The sequence below is a fragment of the Fluctibacter corallii genome, assembly GCF_025751585.1.
GTDB classification, from domain to species: Bacteria; Pseudomonadota; Gammaproteobacteria; order Enterobacterales; family Alteromonadaceae; genus Fluctibacter_A; species Fluctibacter_A corallii.
The window spans coordinates 41,412-60,267 of record NZ_JAOWKX010000004.1 but is presented as its reverse complement, the minus strand read 5'-3'; the positions used below and the strand labels follow the sequence as shown (position 1 = coordinate 60,267).

Sequence of the window (18,856 nt, the reverse complement as noted above, 5' to 3'; positions counted from 1 at the left end):
GCGAGCCATGCCTAAACAGCTAATGAACCACGTCATTTTTCTTCTATTTCTTGCTGCTCTGTGGGTATGCAAAGCCACCAATGCCATTGGTGCACCCCTGTCGCCTTTTGTCACTGTTCCAGCAAGCGGCAAAATAGGTCAGTTATACACTCTCACTATCAACAGTGCAGAATCCATTTCACATTATGAAATTTATGAAAATGGTCACAAAATAAAAACCAGTGATTCCAACACTGTCGATGTATGGTTCAGACAATCCAAAAATGTTTATCAAGTAAAAGCCTGTGATCAAACTGGGTGCTCGGCATTCAGTAACGAAGCCATTGCAATTGCAGTCTCAGGTAATGTGCCTCCTCCTGATATTTCATTGCCTTTAACAGCTGCAGTGGGTGATACCGTTTGCATCGAACACAACACCCCGCAAGACGCTACGCGATTTTATTACTATAAAAATAGTAAGATGACAGGCCGTTGTTCAACCATCACAGAACCAGGTACTAACACATTTTATGCGCACGCATGCGCAACCGCTTGCAGCCTCTCTAGCGATATCGTGCAAGTTCAAGGTTACGTACCTAATCGCCCAGCATCTTCGCCAGATGTGCCAACCGTTCAGCTACCTGAAATCAGAGAATTCATGAGCCCATTTACTGTACGCTTTTCACCTGTATCGTGGGCAACACACTACGAAGTGTTTGAAAATGGTAGTTTGCTAGTAACCACCACTGAAACAAACGCTTCTCCATCTCACTACGGAGGCACTGTAAATCGCTATAAAGTAAGGGCGTGTGACGGTTCAAGCTGCGGCACCTTTAGTGATGAAGCCGTTACCGTTTCAAATCAAGCCCCGCCAAGAAACCCGCTTTATGCGCTACCTGAATTTGCCGTAGTTGGCCAACCCGTGTGCGTAGATATCGACATAGCGCAAGACTTAAAAGTATCTATTTTTATCAACAACAACCTAAAGGGGTATCTAAATAAGCATCCCTGCTTCACCTTGAATAGCGAAGGTGTCGCCGCCGTTCAAATCCAAACGTGTGAAGGTTATAATTGCGCGACAAAGTCGTATGTGAAATATTTACCTGTCATTGCTGGCGCACCACACTTAGCTCCCACAGTAACGTCTAGGTTCACCGACGTTGAGCCTAATCAACCGCTCAACTTAGACGTGACGTTTCCAGATAAAACCTATGGCGACACATGGATAGCGATCTTCAGCAACGAAGAACACATCCTTAACACACGCACTAGCCCAGTAACAGTCACCATCAGCGAAATGGGGTTTTATTCTCTCACGGCGAAAGTATGTAGCGCGGTTGGGTGCAGCCCCGCGAGTGAGGCTGAGCGGATTGTGGTGGGGCGTCCCGAGGTAGTGATCAATGAAGTACAGACACATACACACGTGGGGACTAATCAAATTATTTCCTGGCAAACACTTGCCGTGCCCTCTACCTATCACATCTTTGAGAGGCGGCCGGGTGAAAACTTTAAATCAATTTCGCCTCCTATCAATGAAACGGACAATACAATGCGTGTATCGGTAAGTCTCGACGCCCCAGGTGAGTACTGCTATTTTGTTCAAGCTTTAATAAATTCTCACACAGGTAATCTTAACAGCAGATCCCAGCAAGTGTGCACTCAGGCTGTCTCCCAATTGGCAGTGCTAGATCAACAACCCTTAGTGTTGGATACCTCTGAAAGCTATAACATAACCTATCGTGACTTTACGTTCTCTCGCAATTTCAACATTGGTGATGGCCGAATGATGGAAGGAGAGAACTATATTCTTACAAACAATGGAACCACCCTACACCCCAAAGAAGGTTTTTTCGGAACACTCTCTGTTCCCGTATTGTTTGGTGATTATGGCAGACTAAATAGCGCACCATACACGATGACAATCGAGGTGATAGACGCAAGACCGAAGGCATTAAACAACGCTAGAACGATTGAGGTTTTTTCATCTGTTGAATACCTATCCCCTTACGCCTCTTCCGTCGTCGATCCCCGCAGCCTACCTATTACTAATGTAGAAATTGTTAAACCAGCTAATTATGGTTATGCAGAATTTCACGAGGATGGCATTCATTTGAAATATACCCATGCCATCGAAAATTGTAATACGAATACAGAGTTTACAGACACGTTTTCGTATAGGGTTAAAAATAGTGCAGGTTTGTACTCCCCTCCTGCGACTGCAATAATAACAATCAGCTGCTCTTTGCCAGCAATCCCCGTTGCATTACCCGATGTTTACTATTATCAAAAAGGAAAAAATTTAAGTTTCAATGTAATTAACCCAGCGTGCAATGACTCGCTTTCACTGGACGACACGCACAACTGGCCGTCAGATTGCTCACGTGATGACTTTGATCACTATGCGAGTCCAATTCTGATCCACCAATCAAGCGCCGATATCATGCAAGGGTACCTAACCCAAGTCGGCAATGACGGGTGGTTTACTTTTGTACCAGCTCAAGACCAATGCGCTGATGTGGTGTTTCACTACACAATCATTAACGCGAAAGGACTCATTTCAGAGCCTGCAGCAGTGCGGCTTCAATGCGGTAAGCCGCCCAAAGCAAATGACGACAGTTTTACCCTTGGTTTTAGCCAAACCATTACGTTGCCCGTGCTGCAAAATGATGAGCTACTCGATCCCGATGCAACTAATTTGTCGATAGACAAAATCTATCAGCCCCCCACGAAGGGCCGCGCCGTTTTATCAAAAGACGAGACCGCGATAACCTACACACCAAATCAAAGTCAGTGTATCCCCGGTGACGTCATACGTGACGAATTCCAATACACCGTAATTGATGATACTGGCAACCCATCACCCCCAGCAAAGGTAAATCTGTCTATTCACTGCATTACCATTACTTGGCTCCCCAATGTGTCGAGTTTGGGTCAACCAATAGAGTTACGCTGGCAAATAGACGACGGCTTTTCTTGCGTGTTAGATAATGGCGAGCTTCCAGCATTAACTGGCTCAGGGAAAATGCCATTTACATTTTATCAAGATGCGTCTAATCAAACTCAATGGGTGTGCACCAACCAACAGAACCACGAGGTGGTTGTAGATAGTCCTTTGAAGCTAAAAAAACTGCCTTCACCCACACTGTATAAGCATTAAAACAGCCGTACTCTGGCAGGTTAGGTGAGCGATATACCTCGCTCACCTATTTATTGTTTTGTTTTTTGGCTGAAGCCTTAAGAAGCCCAGCCTACGGTTTACTGTTGATAGTGAAGTTTAACGGCTGGGAGTTTTTTCACAGAAAGGATTAGCTTTTCTCTTCGTACAATATTTGTTGTCTCGCTTTGACAGATAAATGGTACGGCTGTGACGGGCGTATATATCGCGACAGTTCGACTGCCACTACCGCTAAATTCACCAGGAATTAACTCAGATGAACAGCGCTCTAGTGCGCCCAAACTCCAACGAAGCTCAAATGGTTGTCCCACCAATGCTTCTTCGGCGGTCGTTTTAAATGCAGTACACAATATACGCACCGTAATTTTCGCTGGATTCGAAGCACCATTTTCACTTCTTGCTTCATAGGTCAAAACTTCCAATAACGTTCGACTTTCATCACATGTACCATGGTGGCTTTGGTGGGTATACTTAAAGCGTTGGCCATTATCGATCACTTCGTGCCAACCAAAAAACGGTAAGTCGGTCGTGCCGTACACGTAAAGAGGCGCTCCAAATGGCTCTTCGTCATTCTCTAAAATAGGGATATATACCGTGCCGTTCTCATTAACTTCAGCGTAATCATCATTTGCAATAGGCCTGTCGAACACACAGTTTAACTTTACTGTAGCTTGCCTTGATACTTTACCAGCTTGGCTGACAATCGTGTAAGTGAAGGCATCATCTTTACACACATCTGTCGCGTTAGGTGTATAAGTAAATTGTCCGTCACCATGATTTATCAGCGTTCCAAAATTGACATCTCTGACGATTTCGTTGAACGTAACATGCTTATTAGACGGATCTTTGTCATTGTCTAGTGGGCGGAAAGTGACAGGTTTGCCTTTTAAAAATTCTGGGCTGTCATCATTTGCAACAGGATATGCACTGCATCTGACCTTAACGGTAATGAGTGCGACATTACTGTTTTGTCCAACACTGTTGGTGGCGCGATAGGAAAAACGATCATAGAACACGCCATTTTCATCGCATTGTGGAGTATCGTGAGCGTAACTTAAAAACCCACGATGTTGACCTCCTAACTCCCAGCGCCCCCAAGCTAGGCTGCTCAAGCCTTCTACCCTGAGTTGAAGGCCATTAGGATCAGCGTCATTTTCAATCAGTTTTTCAACAAATGACTCACCTTGTGTCAATTCATAGTAATCACTCACTGCAATAGGACTGCCATCATTCTTACAAGATAACGTTACCGTGGCCAACTCTGATTCTCGATTTAAGCCATTAAACACCGTGTATTGGAAAGTATCAGGTACACACCTATCGGCAGCAGGTTCGTAGAGTAGATATTCAGGTTTTACTTGTGAAGCACGAATTTTACGCACAGTTCCATGTTCGGGTTGAGTAATATTTCCAATTCTAATTACGCTGTCTTTCGGGTCATAATCGTTTGCAAGCACAGGCACTTTAAGCGCTTGATTAACCAAGTATGCGACACTGTCATTCTCAGCAATTGGCCAGCTATCACATAATACCCTCACCGTCACATTTGCTCTGTTTGTGTATTTGTTTTTCGCATTCAATGCGCGATATTGAAATGTTTCCTCAATAAATCCCGCCTCTCCGCATGCTGCGCTGTATGCCGCATATCGAATGCCGCTACCATCGGAAAGCGGAGAAAAATGGCCATGATAGGGAATGCTTTTTAGACCATAGAAAACAAGCGATTCTCCACCAGGATCAATATCATTAGCCACTAAATTAATATCTACCGAATCTCCCACGTAAACGGTCGCAAAATCATCGCGTGCATATGGGTTTTTACAATACAGTTCAACACTTGCTTGTGCGGTGTCGCCAATGTCGTTTTCAACATTATAACTCACTGTCTCGTCGTTACATTTGGTGGATGTATAGGTAAATACATTGTCTTTGAGCGACAAGCCCTCGAGTATTGGCTGGGACGAAATTTGTTTTACGAACAACCGTCTTCCACGAGAATCGATATCATTATTCACAACAGAAAACGTGATTGGCTCACCGACATAAAAACCTACGCGATCGTTTTGGGCGATAATAGTACTGGAGCAAGCTACGTGCACGGTAACGGTAGCAGGTTCTGATATATCCCCTTTAGCATTGATCACTGTATACCCAAACTGATCAACAATCTCATCTTGTGACTCGCATAGGGTGGCGTTGGCATTATAAAGTACTGATTTGGCGTTCGCAGAGAGTGCGACGTTCCCGCTCTGAGGTAAAGAGGTTATCCCATGAATCTGAAACGTCTCTTCAGCATGATCAAAGTCATTGTCGAGTATAAAAAGTGAATGAGTTTTGATTTCTCCAGCAACGCCTATGTCGTCGGCAACGGCAAAAACGGAGAAATCGACGTTGAATTCTTCAGATACTATGAATTCGCTGCATTGTTCTCTGATGCATCCATTAATACGTACTTTATACCGTCCCTCTACATTAACAGGAAGAACAACACTCTGCTGCGAAATGCTTGAAGCCACTCTTTGCCATACTCCACCAGAAAATAGCTCCACATTGTACGCGGCAAAGCTGCCCTCCCACGTGTAAATAACATTTCCCGCTTGACTCACAGACACGGTATTGGACAAGCGCATTTGAGGGGCATTATCTTCTTCCATATTAATGTAGACATGCAAAGCGCCGTACCACCCATTTGCAAACGCAGTAGATAACGTCGATAGACACAGAAAAAGAAAAAATAGAGGAAGTCGCAACATCAGAAGAAATCCATTAATGAAAAGTAGCTAAGTGCATCCTGTTAAGCACAGCAAAATAGGAAAATTAGATGTGATGTAAACTTATGACACAACGGGTACTTTAACGGCGAGTACACATTTAAACAGCCCATCTACACTGCCGTCGCCATATTTTTCGTAAACATCTCTGGCGCCAGATTTACAGGAACAAAATCCACCAGCAGATGCAATATAATCATTCCCGCTATCATCCTTTGAAGATGCTTTTATTTGGCAGCTAGGCTGCCCACCTTGAAGTGCAAAATAAGCATACCCAACGGTTTTTAGGATTTCCTTTGTGGCGACAGAGGCTTGACCGCCCATATTAGGTGACGTCCAAATTCTCCCCGCTCGTTCAATCCCTTGCCCTTCGACACACGCGTTTGCACTTTCTACATTAACCGTTAATGAGCTGGTTAAGCTAGTAATAAGAAGAGAATACATGGCTCTGCCTTTCGCATCGTCCAAGCTAATCGCCCACTTTTGCTTGTCAGCGTCAGTGGCGCACGACGGTAACGTATGAGACTTGCCAGTAGTTGTGGTAAAAGTGACCACATTCCCATTAATATCAAGATGATTAACTTGCCCTGCCACACTTCCTGCAGACAAGATTGCCATTGCAATAAAAAGCATCAGTTTCATTACAGCTTCCTTTTAAAAAAGGCGAAATTATATACACCGTGAATATTTATTCAACTAAAGATAAAAACGTGAAGACAGTCTATTTTTCATCGTCCGTACATGACTGAGATAAGAAAGTTTAGGGGATAAACTTGCTACGGGTGGCATGCTACATTATTGATCTAAAAAAGGGCGTCTTGCCACAGCAACATCAGAACAGAACCAGAAGAATATCAGACGATTCCATTCAACTTGAAAACACCGGCACCATCTACTTGGCCTACTCAAACTCGCCTGAATATTGCCTTTAACTATCAAATAAAACCGACTCTCCAGTCAAATAGGCTATGCTACATCCTGAATTCAATTTTCCTGAGTAGAAAATTGTAACGTTGGATCAAACACGGCGAACACCTGCATTTAAATCTCTGGTTTAAGAAGTGGGTGTACTATTTTTCCCACTGCTCAGTATATTGGATGCAAAACCCGCCGGAGCGGGTTTGGTTTCAAATTTTTAAGTGAATGTTCTGCAACTTAAAGGATTCCCACCTTCGTCAAATCCCCAATCTTGAACAATATAAGTTTCGGGATCGACAATGTAGTAAATCAAGCATTTACCAACCCATTCTTTTTCCATTCTTGTATTAGGCAATATCTCTTGTACAAACACATGATAAACAAGTTTACCTTCTGCGTTTTTAGTAATATTCAAAAGACCTTCACCTGCAATTACATAATTCCCTCGAATAAATTCACCTGCTCTGGAAAATCTATCAGGGCTAGCCTTAAACATTATTTCTCGACCAACATCAAGGTTATTTCTCAAGTCAATAAAGTCTTCATGTCCTGCTGCACAGGAAAAGAGAAAACAAGTTGCTGACGCAAGCAAAACCTTTGAAATAGTTTTCATCATGAACCTCTACCATCTAAATAATCGACATAATAATAATGCGAATATGGTTGGGCAGCAGCCAATACTGTTACAGCGTAGGAAGGAAGCATAGTAAGTATTAGTGATACCTGATCATCTGGAATAAATGCAAAATCGTGCAAGCCATCGTGAAACTCAGCAAAAGCATCCATAAACGGACCTTTTCCTGCTGATTGCATAAAGTTTGACTTATCATAATTCCACGGAACCTCATCAGAGCTCAAAAGTCCATTTTTCCATTTTTCGTATAAGTTTTCTGGTAGTTGCGATCCAACATCTGACTGTCCTCTTTGACTTTTAAATCTCCGATTTAAGAAGTGGGTGTCCTATTTTTTCTATTTTTTGGAACAACACCAACAACAATTCGCCCCCTCCAGAAATGCAAAACCCGCCGGAGCGGGTTTGGTTTCAATTTGCGATGGATGACCATTAATTCATTTATCTTCTATTTCTTTTCCCAAAAAACAATTTTTTTAACGCTATCCATAAAGCCGATAAAATCCATAGGAGAATTATATTTCGAATACTCGAACTTTCCTATTACAGACGCGTAGCACCCATCATTGCAATGTTCAAGAGCCTTGCTTTCAACCTCTGAAGGAAATGAATTTAAGACAATATGGTCTGGTGTATTCGATCTGAATGTATCATAACTAAAATGAAGAATAGGTGGCTCACCTGTTTTAACTACAAGTACCCCTGAGGCTATTATCACCTTAGCTTCAAACTTTTCAGGGAAAACAGTGAGCTTAGTCAAAGATACCTGAACATGATCAATGAATTCTGCATTGCTAATGAAAGATACAAACAAACATATGAAACTAAAAATGAGCTTTTTCACTTGGCATTCTCCACTATCAGCAAGTTGAACCTACTATACATTTATCCGCATTAGTACCACCGCCGGGAATCCGAAATAGGTAATCCTTCGTTGGCCTAATATCTGTTGTACTCATATATCCAAAATTATAGAAATTCGTAGTTTTTACATCCTGTGGTGAAAAATTCGTAAAACTGTAAATATATCCTTTGGAAACAAAGCTAGTTCCATGTGAATGCCAAGTGCTGTGAACATTTCCAATCCACGATGAAGGTCCTAAAGAAACCCTTTCACTGTGGTAATTAGTAACAACTTTTCCAACAGCAAAAGTACCATCCGATTGCTCGTATATTTTTGCACCAACTTCAGCATTGTATTTAACGGATAAATCGTGAGCATTGTCGTGTAACCATTCGGCAGCTTCATCAGAAGAACCAAACCCTTGTTGCCTAGTAACTTTGTGGTTCAAAGTTTCTAGATCTTTATCAAAGGCTGCTTTGTCATTTTGGTTAAATTTATTGTTAGCGACAGACTTGTTGCTTTTATCCCCCCAATCTGCCCTCAACAAAGCTGCAAATGCCGAAGTTAATGCCCCATTAGCGAACTTGCCTCCAGTTAACTTAGAGATCGTTCCGCCGACCATAGCTGAACCAACAATCCTACCAACAGGAGTTTTTCCAAAAGCAGAAACACAAGACACCCACAAACTAGACTACAAAAATTTATAGATTCTTTACACTAGTAAAAACGGAATTCACATGGATGGCAGGATGCCTACACCACGTTCACAACAAATCAGTTTAATTGATACCCCTTATTACCATTGTGTTTCACGCTGCGTAAGACGCGCGTATTTATGCGGGAAGGATAAACATTCAGGGCAATGCTTTGAACACCGTCGCGGTTGGGTTGAACAACGCTTACACCTTTTAGCTAAGATTTTCTGCATCGATGTCTGTGCATATGCGGTCATGAGCAATCACACCCATGTGGTCTTACATATTAACAAAGATAAAGCGCAAAGCTTGAGTGACAAGGAAATTATTTCACGCTGGCATCGCCTGTTTAACGGAACCTTATTAACGCAACAATACATGCAGGAAGATGAAGAAAACTTAGCACCGTGGTTTATGCACGAGATTAAGCGTATTGCTGCTGTCTATCGCCAGCGCCTTCATGACATCAGTTGGTTCATGCGTTGTCTAAACGAACACATCGCACGCGAGGCAAATAAAGAGGACAATTGTACAGGCCGATTTTGGGAGGGGCGCTTCAAGTCTCAAGCCTTGCTTGATGAAGCTGCCCTCGCCGCCTGCATGGCCTACGTGGACCTTAATCCCATTCGCGCCAAAATGGCGACATCTCCTGAGTCCTCTATCCACACCTCAATACACCTTCGTATTAAAGCACTACTAAAAGGAGAGCAACCCAAAACGCTTATGCCTTTTGCTGGCAACCCCAGACAACCTATGTCACCGGGGTTACCTTTTCAGCTCACCGATTATATTGAACTCGTAGAAGCCACAGGCAAAGAGGTACGACACAACAAACGGGGCAAACTGGATGATAATTCACCTCCGATTCTCAGCCGACTCGGACTTGAAAGCGAACAGTGGTTAACCCTCACCACAGAATTTGAAAGTCTGTTTACCTGCGCAGTAGGCGGCGAAGCCATGCTCAGAGAATTCGGCCAACACACCAAACGAAAACATATCAATGGTATATCAGCCAGCAGACAATGGCTACAAACAGGCTGAATAATCAAACATCGTTGTTAGGTGGAATAGTCAGCTAAAACACTTTGGCCTACTCAAACTCGCCTGAATTTTGTCTTTAACCACCAAATAACGCCGTCTCTCCAGCCAAATAGGTCAACGCAACATCCTGAATTCAATTTTCCTGAGTAGAAAATTGTAACGTTGAATCAAACACGGCGAACACCTGCATTTAAATCTCCATTTAGAGAAGTGGGTGTCCTATTGTTTAAACTCAGCAAAAGCATCCATAAACGGACCTTTTCCTGCTGATTGCATAAAGTTTGACTTATCATAATTCCACGGAACCTCATCAGAGCTCAAAAGTCCATTTTTCCATTTTTCGTATAAATTTTCTGGTAGTTGCGATCCAACATCTGACTGTCCTCTTTGACTTTTAAATCTCCGATTTAAGAAGTGGGTGTCCTATTTTTTCTTGACTTTTAAATCTCCGATTTAAGAAGTGGGTGTCCTATTTTTTCTTAAGCAAGTAGTCAGATAGAATTATACCTTTCCGAGATCTTTTACCTTCCACACAAAATGAGCTTCATCAATTAAGAAATATAAGAAGTACCCTAAAAAAGGGTAATTACCTTTTTTAGATAATTCACGGTACTAGCGATACAACGTGAGCGTCCGGCCATTCCACCTAGTTTTGATCAAAATGGATATGTTGTGTCTTGGCTATATTCTAAGCCCCTCCTGCTATTCTCATCAAAAAACAGCAAATTTTGATGAGAATAGACTTCTTATTCCAATCACCGCGCCCTTAACTTTTGAAAACAAATACTAAGTAGCAACACCAACAACAATTCGCGCCCTCCAGAAATGCAAAACCCGCCGGAGCGGGTTTGGTTTCAATGACTCAGAAACGATTTAAATCTTAATCACTGCTTTACATACCGTATATATTTATCAAACTGACATAGTGTTATCTGATTAGATATTTCCAATTCTTTTTTGTCAAAACCCCATGTTCGGTTATTCGATTCTAATTCTAATTTCAGTCCTTCACCCAACAATTCCATCGCTTTTTCTTTGTCACCTTCTGCATCTAATAACAGAGCAGCATGGACTATTGCATTAGAAGAACTTAGTCCGTAATTTGTCCTATTCAGTCCAGATTGGGCTAAATTAACCAATTCGTTTGATAACGTGCTCGCACTAGATAGTTCAAGTACACAGTTTTCCAAAGAGAAACGTAAAAGCTCCAATAACGTTTCAACTTCTTCAATATAACTGCTGGGTGTGAGGGTAAAAGTGGAAGGGCAATTTAGGTCATCAAATGAATTAATCAGCAAATAGAAATTCAAATTTGCTACTCTCTCTTTTGGCAAACTCCTATCAACATGAAAGGTTGCGAACTCAGGATTGCATTCCCAAGGCTTAATAAGATCTAAAGTTTCTTTTAGGGTTTTTGAATCAAATCCAATTTGTACTGAAAACTCCATCTCACCTTTTGAACTGCTACAAGGCGCTAACCCAAGGACAAGCTCTATATCAGCAATATCCCTAACGAATTCTATGAATCCAGACTCGTAGTCGATCTTAATAGTATTGCAGAATCCAATGGAGGGTAGCTTCTCTTGGAGTATTTCTAAAAAGGGAACACTCATTAGTTCCCCCCAAGTTCTGCTCAATTTTCTATTATCTATTTTCATTGCTCACGTAATTTTGTGTCAATTTATACAATACACGCAGTCAGAACCTTCACCGGCTGGAGATGAAAATAATGCCATTTCTGCTCCTAGAGCAGCCGTTGAACCAAGAGCAGAAAACGCTCCAGCAACAACTGTTCTAACACCAACTCTCGTTGCAAATTGTCTCATAGCTCTGCCACTGGCCAGAGCATGCATTGACATCGCTGTAGCATATCTACCTCCAACTTGAAGTCCTAAACGACTCATTACATTTGGATTTACGAACCGAATTCTAGCTCCTCCGTCTTGAATTAAGTCTGTTACCAAAGCCAATTGGTTTTTGCTTAATTTAGAATGCATTCCCGCTTTAACCTCACCAAATACAACTCTTTTGCCATCAACCGCGACATAATCAGCGACGACTCTAGTTGGTTTCCCGTTTTCTCCGAACACGTCTATACTGACTTGCTCTACTGCTTCTATCCCCAAATCTCTTAACTCTTTCAGAGTTAGCTTCTCAAGTGCAACTCCTTTATTTCGATTAGCCGCCAAATCATCGTTTAGAAGTCGCGAAAATGCACCAGTTAAAGCTCCATTCGCAAACTTACCGCCAGTAAGCTTTGATATTGTGCCACCAATAATTGCTGCTTTAACGGCATTTCCTAGACGAGCCATACCTTGCGGTGCATTGGCGAACAATCCTTTCACATTACCCATAGCTTGTGTAAGTCCCGCCGACAAGAAGCCGTGCCCAAACTTCCCTCCATTAAGCACACTACTAATTCCGCCAGCTACACCATGAGCAATAACTTTTCCAGCTCCCGGAGCCATGTTATGAAGCTGGCCAAACATTGCTCCTGTAAATGCCCCGACTAGCGCCCCCTTTAAAGAGCCTGTGGCAACACCTCCTGCCACAAAACCTGTCATAGCGCCTAAAGCAACAGTATTTGTAACTCCGGTCAATGCTGTTATTGCCCCCGGCAAATAAATACTAATTGCTACCGCTGCAATTGTCCGCCAATACTTTTTAACAAACTTAAACAAGGATTTAAAGAAGTACCCCGATGGATCGGTATAACTCAATGGGTTATTCAACACATAAGAGTATCGGTTGTAAGACTGGCTATTATTTGGTGCCTGAATATTTGGATCAGCCTGCAAGAACCTACCCAAGGTTGGATCGTAGATCCGACCGTTCATATGGATGATTTCTGCGTGGTCAACATGCTCGTGGCCAGTAAAGCCGCGGGTGGTGAACACTTGGCTTAAGTCTACTGAATTTGAGTATTGTGCAACGTCACAGCTAGCACCGCCTGAGCAGCTAACCATTTGACTTTTCGCTAGTTGCGTCTTCTTGCCCCATGCATCGAAATACCATTTTTGCAAAACTTCGCCTGAGTCTGAGACTACGGTGTCTAAGCTGCCAATATGGTCTTTAAGCAGGTATTGCTCGCTAATATTGCCCGATGCGGTGTGGGTTTGCACGCCGCCTGGAATATAGCGGCGGTACTCAGAAAACACGCCGTCTTTATAAATTACTTCAACGTTACCCAAATACAAGGTTTTGATGACTTCGCCGTTGGCAGAGGTCTCACGCTTGTAACGTCGTTTGTTAGTATCGTAAGCAAACGTCGTGGTACCTGACGAAGACTCGATACGCTGTGCTTTATCAAAAGCAGTGTACATGATTTGGTTGCCGCGAATAGACTCGGCACTCCCGTTCGCGTCGTACTTGTAGGTGTTAGTGGTACAGCCTGGCGCACTGCCTATACCAGATACGGCATGAGCCAGCCCCGCGTTATAGCAATAGTACCCCTGCCCTTTTTTAAATTTGATATTGCCATTACTGTGATACTTCACCACCTCAACATCATTGAGATGCGTGAGGCGATTCAGTTTGTCATAGCCGAAACGTTGCGACTGCACCTGTTGTGTTAGCCCCGCCAATTCCACTTGCGTATTAGCAACCAATGTTCCACGTTGACGACTTCTGAGGTTACCCAACGTATCAAAACTGTATTCATTCTTTTGAAGCAGCTGATCTAGAGCATTTGTGGAAGTAATTCCTTTGACTAGTCCAGTTTTGTCGTCGTAGTGTTTTTCAACTTTGACTTGACTCCCGTTATAGGAGTACGATACTGGATTATCAAAGGCATCAACTTTGGTCAGCTCAAAATACACCTTCTTGTCGCCTTCGGTTGCTGAGCCGCTGTAGCGAGCCTCTTCTTGCTTTTTCAAATAGCCGTTCTCGTAATGATTGCGTACACCATAATAATCCCCTAAGGCATCAAATTGCTGGAATACGCGGCCGTACTCATCATAGGTAGTTTCTTGGGTATACGACGTGCCTTCTGCTACTGTTTGAACGATACTGGCGCGACCAAATTCATCGTAGACATAGTCTTTTCTAAACGACACCTCTGCGCCGCGACAACCGCTCTCGGTCGTCACACACTCGGTTGACAATTGATGTTCGTCATATTCAAATTCACGGGCTTGCGTCGAGTGGTCGATTCGCACCACTCGTCCTTCGGTATCTCGATAGGTGATACTGCTTTGGTTTTTCGCATCGGTTTGTTTAACCAGCTCACCAAGGCCGTTATATTGGTATTGCCAACGCTTCTTGTCGGGGTCGTTCATGCCGATTTTACGGCCATAGTCATCATAGTAGATAAAGGTATTCACACCATCGTCGTCACGGGTGTGTATCAGATTTCCGGTTGCATCATAGCCATAAGATATGCCCCAGTTATCTGCATCTAGCATGCTGACGGTTTCGCCTAGCGCGTTGGTGGTTTCAACCTGCGTTTGAGTAAAGGTTGCGCCAGTGTCGGTCATTGCAGTGACGGTGGTGGTCACGGCATTTTCTTCATAGCTCGCTTTGGTTAGCGTACCATTCGCTGATTTAGCCTCGACGACTCGCCCTAAGATGTCGTACGTGGTGGTAGCGTAATGGGGAGTCGCAGCAGAAAAGAAGGGGGCTGATTGCGCAGTAACTCGCCCATACTGGTCATACTTGGTGACGGTAAATGCGTACCGGTTATCGAAACTCAGCTTGGCTTTGGCAACGGTGCGCCCCATTTGATCATAATAAGCTAACTGCGTTGCACCGCCTTCTATAGCTGATTTTGTCACATAGTAGTAATCCACGCCTTCAGGTAACGACGGCTCTGACAGACCGCCCTTGAACGCCCTTTCTGTATAAGACAATCGCCCCGTATTATTGTATGTTGCCATCGGCTCACCATGGGGGCTAAACACAGCAGCATACTCCACTCCATTGATATCCGTCGATTTGGTGACCTGACCTAGGCTATTCCATTCGGTGTTGTCCGTTAAAGGGCGAGATAAACTCGAATACGTGGTATCAACATAGCGTCCTTCCGTATCAAATCTCACTTTCTTGATACGGGCAAAATCAAACTTGTCATTAGTTAAGGCTGGTAGCGCACAATTGTCTGCAATGGGGCGATTGCTGGTCACGGTGGTGGTTTTATTTCCCACATTGTCGTAACAATGACGCGTATTCACCAATTGGTGTAGAGCAGCACCTTCAGGGGCGATCGTCTCAGACACCAATAAGCCCGTTGTGGCATCGTATCCAAAACGAGATTGACGCGTGCGCGACGTCACGCCTTCACCGTCGTAACCCGCTACCGTATTATTCACACGTGTGTGGGTAACCGTAGTATCGGTAACACGGCTAATCCACCAATTAGTCTCGTTCTCAGCGTTATAGGTATTTGCGGTTGTGACCTTACTCAGCTCTTTGTTATCACCGTCGTATTGAGTCACCACGGAGCGATTAAGAAGTGCGTAATGCCCTGACACCGACGGTATGTGGGTGTTGTCGGTGACAGAGTGACCACGAATACGCGACGCTACCGTTAAATCATTAACCAATCCGGTACCGATATCATCAACATGGTATTGATAATCTGTTGCCGTCTTTAAATACGGGAAGTAAGTCCCCCCGGTCAGTACCATATAGTCGTATTGGTTTTCCGCATACGACAATACATTACTTGCCATTTTGTCTGGAACAGCGTCAGAGCCATAATCAAAATACTGAAGCGTTTCAGCCGGCATACCAACAAACGGGAAGTCTTGACGATAACGCGTGCGGGTAGTCACTTTACGCTCATTATCGGTGGTTGAAATGTATTCAAAACCCAGCGAGCCACGTCCACCCGATTGGATGCGCATGCCTTCGTAGTGATAACTAACCGACAGTTTTTGCGAAGCAACAGCCAGAGTTGAGTCTGTGGCGATGGCTGTCGAAGAGACTTTCCTCACCAATGAATGAGGGCTAACCACATCGAATACGGGACTACAGGTTACATTTGCAAAATTGCATCGACCATAATCTAGGGTTTCAGCATTTTTTGATTTTTTATAGGTCTCTGTTGACGTCATAAGACCGTATTCAATTTCGGTGACATTACCTAAGCCATTTGTGATGGCTCGTAATTTGCCAGCTGGCGGTTTTGCCGAAGCCGTAGAATGACTATCAGCGTGTCGATGAATTTTCCGACTACCAAAATCTACATAGGCAGCATCAGTCGCGCCATCACCATCAAAGTCGGCAAGAAAAGACTGAATGTTTTCAGAGTCGTAGGTAAGATGAGGGCTCAATACATAATTAAACTGAAACTCACCTGTTTCTTTCTGAACAATGAGCCCCCAGCGTTTGTTGTCAGTTTCGTAATAAACAATGTCTTGTCTTCCATCAAAATTCACATCCATGAACTGAGAATTGATTAACTGGTTTTCCCCTTTTTTGCCTAACGATCCTGGCAAAGGAACAGGAACAGAATCAGAGTAGTCAAATGTTTTACCATTTGACATATATACTCTTCCACTAGAGCCTCCAACAAGTATATCAGAGAGGCCATCTGAGTTTACATCGCCAACAACCAGTTGCGCTTCATCCTTGTATAAGGATGCTAGTAAGCTTCCTCTTACATCTTTTAAATCCAATAAAATTTCTGCAGACAACACACCCGCATTGTTTTGAATCGTAATAACATAACCAAACACCTCCGTGCACCAAACACCAGGGTTACATTCCTCCTCAATAGCATCAGTCCCTTTAATAAAAAAGTCTGCGACACCGTCACCGTTCATATCCATTGGACGTTTCGACGTGACTAATTCCCAGATTCTAGAGAGCAGCTCCCAACGTTCGTAATTATTGGGCAGTTCAACCTTAATTTCGATCTCGTCTGCAAATATATTCTTACCAAGGTTTTTAACAACACGTATTCTCTCACCGCGTGAAAAAACAATATCGGGCAACGCATCGCCGTCTATATCATGAAATAAAGGATTTTCGCCAGTATCTGCAACGGTAATATCCAGAGTATAAATATTGGTAAGAACGTTTACTTTCCCGCATCCATTCCTTTGACAGTCCAACACTTCTTCTACATAGCTATCATCAGGATCAAACACTCTCCAGCGTGTATCACTAGAGAAATAGGTATCATTAAAAACGAGTTCTATATTGCCATCACCATCTAAATCTATTGGAATCAGTTTTACAGGATATTTTTCAGCGTGCTCGTGTTTAAATGAAAATAGTTGTCGAGAGTCGTAAATGGCACCTGAAGTGTTGCTGTACATGGCGTATGCATAATAGGTTCCGCCTCTTTCTACGATATAAAGAATGTCTGAGCGGCCATTTCCATCAATATCCGCAGGGATCACAAACTTTATATTACCATCCTCAAGTTCAAAGCCTACGGCCGTGGAGCTTCCAATGGTATTAGGGCTCGTTTCATTCCAGTCAAACTCTGTAGCTGGATAACACCCCTGCCCATCTACACCACACAGCGTGATGTGACTTACATGGTGTTTGCTACTTATATCGTCGACCTCATAGCCTAGGGTATAGCTCTTAAGTTGCTTGTTGTAATGATTTTTAACCGTCACGTTGTTAAGACGGGCCACGGCATGTTCGATAATAAGGCCGTGATAGTAGGCTTTGGTGGAGTCTTTACGTGATACCTGGTTTCGCGTGTCGTAGCTAAAGTTGACGCTATTGCCACTGTACGTAACAGACGAAAGCAATATAGCATTTTCGCCATACATAGTGGCATCAGAAATATAATTAAACTTAATCCGATTGCTATCTAGGTTGAAGTTATCGCTGATGCTATCGATATTCCAACTTAATACCGTACCGTTATCAACTGTTAACTTTGCGGTACTGTCTGCTCCGTAACGAGATGAAGAGCCATCTTCACGCTCAACAATAAAATGGTCTGGGCCATTCCCAGACGTTCCGTAAGAGGTCACTCGCACTCGAGAGTCAATTTCGGTTCGGTAGGTCGTGCCATGTTCACCGTACGCCCCATTGATGGCCACCAACTTTTGACCATCTAAACAGAATCGGTCTTCATTGGTTAACTGAATAGGTTGATTAAATCCATCTTGCTCGTATGTAGGACGACAACGAGAAATAGCAGACAAACCTCCCACGCTCCAGCCCATGCCAAGAGGGCCGTTGCCCGCCGACGAGTGGTAGTTCAGCGACAACGTAGGTGTAACGCCAGCAATACCTTTAGGTAAATCAATGGGGATAGAGTAAGTTGCCGCACCAGATTCATCGACACGAAACTCACCAGGAAGCGTTCCGATAGTTGCAAACTTTTTAGCGCCATCATCATCACCATACAAGGCATTTAGATCTACGCTAAAAATAGGCAATTCAAGAAACTCTACGTCCGCATCCCCTTTAGCCAGATCAACCGTTAGCTCTTCGCTATATTCCGCCACTTCTTCACACAGAGGCTCTGGGGTGTTGTCGTCTGGAATATCTATACACGCTATTACCTTATATACATGTACATCAGCCGCTCGTGCGTCTAGCTTAACCGTGGTGTTAGTGTCGAGGTATACCGTTTCGAACGCAGATGCTCCTGGCTTTTTCTCTACTAGCTTGAAGTGCGTTGCATATTCGACATCGCTCCAACTCAAGGTAACAGATGCCCCCCCTTCTGGTGTTGAAGCATGCGTATTATTTACGCTGAACAATGCCATAAAAAGTGCAGGTACAATGCTTATTAGGCCTTGGGCACTATGCCATAACCGGTTTTTTGGACGATGTTTGATAAAATTCATGAGCGGCTTGATCCTTATTAAAACAGCTTCCCTTCTCTGA

General features: G+C 43.5%; 10 protein-coding genes. 2 read left to right on the top strand and 8 right to left on the bottom strand.

Annotated features, from left to right (window positions below; all coding sequences use genetic code 11):
* Window positions 1-7 precede the first annotated feature (7 nt).
* Window positions 8-3,136, top strand: a complete 3,129-nt coding sequence (locus OE749_RS08665; protein ID WP_263712052.1) for an Ig-like domain-containing protein — start codon at window positions 8-10, stop codon at window positions 3,134-3,136.
* 98 nt (window positions 3,137-3,234) lie between these two features.
* On the opposite strand, the gene OE749_RS08660 is transcribed toward OE749_RS08665, so the two are convergent.
* The 6 genes from OE749_RS08660 to OE749_RS08635 form a co-directional block, all read right to left on the bottom strand.
* A complete protein-coding gene (locus tag OE749_RS08660) occupies window positions 3,235-5,907 on the bottom strand; it encodes an Ig-like domain-containing protein (protein WP_263712051.1) in 2,673 nt (890 codons plus the stop codon).
* An 81-nt stretch (window positions 5,908-5,988) separates the two neighbouring features.
* Window positions 5,989-6,567, bottom strand: coding sequence for a hypothetical protein (locus OE749_RS08655; protein WP_263712050.1), 579 nt, complete (start codon window positions 6,565-6,567; stop codon window positions 5,989-5,991).
* A 493-nt stretch (window positions 6,568-7,060) separates the two neighbouring features.
* Window positions 7,061-7,459, bottom strand: a complete 399-nt coding sequence (locus tag OE749_RS08650; protein WP_263712049.1) for a hypothetical protein — start codon at window positions 7,457-7,459, stop codon at window positions 7,061-7,063.
* Window positions 7,456-7,701: a hypothetical protein gene (locus tag OE749_RS08645; RefSeq protein WP_263712048.1), complete on the bottom strand. Its 246-nt coding sequence runs from the start codon at window positions 7,699-7,701 to the stop codon at window positions 7,456-7,458. The genes OE749_RS08650 and OE749_RS08645 overlap by 4 nt, the downstream gene beginning before the upstream one ends.
* A 221-nt stretch (window positions 7,702-7,922) precedes the next feature.
* A complete protein-coding gene (locus OE749_RS08640; protein WP_263712047.1) occupies window positions 7,923-8,318 on the bottom strand; it encodes a hypothetical protein in 396 nt (131 codons plus the stop codon).
* Between the two features lie 16 nt (window positions 8,319-8,334).
* Window positions 8,335-9,003, bottom strand: a complete 669-nt coding sequence (locus OE749_RS08635; protein WP_263712046.1) for a hypothetical protein — start codon at window positions 9,001-9,003, stop codon at window positions 8,335-8,337.
* A 64-nt stretch (window positions 9,004-9,067) separates the two neighbouring features.
* On the opposite strand from OE749_RS08635, the gene OE749_RS08630 reads away from it, so the two are divergent.
* Window positions 9,068-10,054: a transposase gene (locus tag OE749_RS08630; protein ID WP_263712332.1), complete on the top strand. Its 987-nt coding sequence runs from the start codon at window positions 9,068-9,070 to the stop codon at window positions 10,052-10,054.
* 884 nt (window positions 10,055-10,938) lie between these two features.
* On the opposite strand, the gene OE749_RS08625 is transcribed toward OE749_RS08630, so the two are convergent.
* Window positions 10,939-11,712 (bottom strand): hypothetical protein, encoded by a 774-nt coding sequence (locus tag OE749_RS08625; RefSeq protein WP_263712045.1) that lies wholly within the window; start codon window positions 11,710-11,712, stop codon window positions 10,939-10,941.
* Between the two features lie 18 nt (window positions 11,713-11,730).
* A complete protein-coding gene (locus tag OE749_RS08620; protein WP_263712044.1) occupies window positions 11,731-18,816 on the bottom strand; it encodes an RHS repeat-associated core domain-containing protein in 7,086 nt (2,361 codons plus the stop codon).
* Window positions 18,817-18,856: the final 40 nt, after the last annotated feature.

Coding starts and splice junctions, on each gene's coding strand:
- OE749_RS08665 (WP_263712052.1), top strand. CDS start 8: ATGCCTAAACAGCTAATGAACCACGTCATTTTTCTTCTATTTCTTGCT.
- OE749_RS08620 (WP_263712044.1), bottom strand. CDS start 18,816: ATGAATTTTATCAAACATCGTCCAAAAAACCGGTTATGGCATAGTGCC.
- OE749_RS08660 (WP_263712051.1), bottom strand. CDS start 5,907: ATGTTGCGACTTCCTCTATTTTTTCTTTTTCTGTGTCTATCGACGTTA.
- OE749_RS08650 (WP_263712049.1), bottom strand. CDS start 7,459: ATGATGAAAACTATTTCAAAGGTTTTGCTTGCGTCAGCAACTTGTTTT.
- OE749_RS08655 (WP_263712050.1), bottom strand. CDS start 6,567: ATGAAACTGATGCTTTTTATTGCAATGGCAATCTTGTCTGCAGGAAGT.
- OE749_RS08630 (WP_263712332.1), top strand. CDS start 9,068: ATGCCTACACCACGTTCACAACAAATCAGTTTAATTGATACCCCTTAT.
- OE749_RS08625 (WP_263712045.1), bottom strand. CDS start 11,712: ATGAAAATAGATAATAGAAAATTGAGCAGAACTTGGGGGGAACTAATG.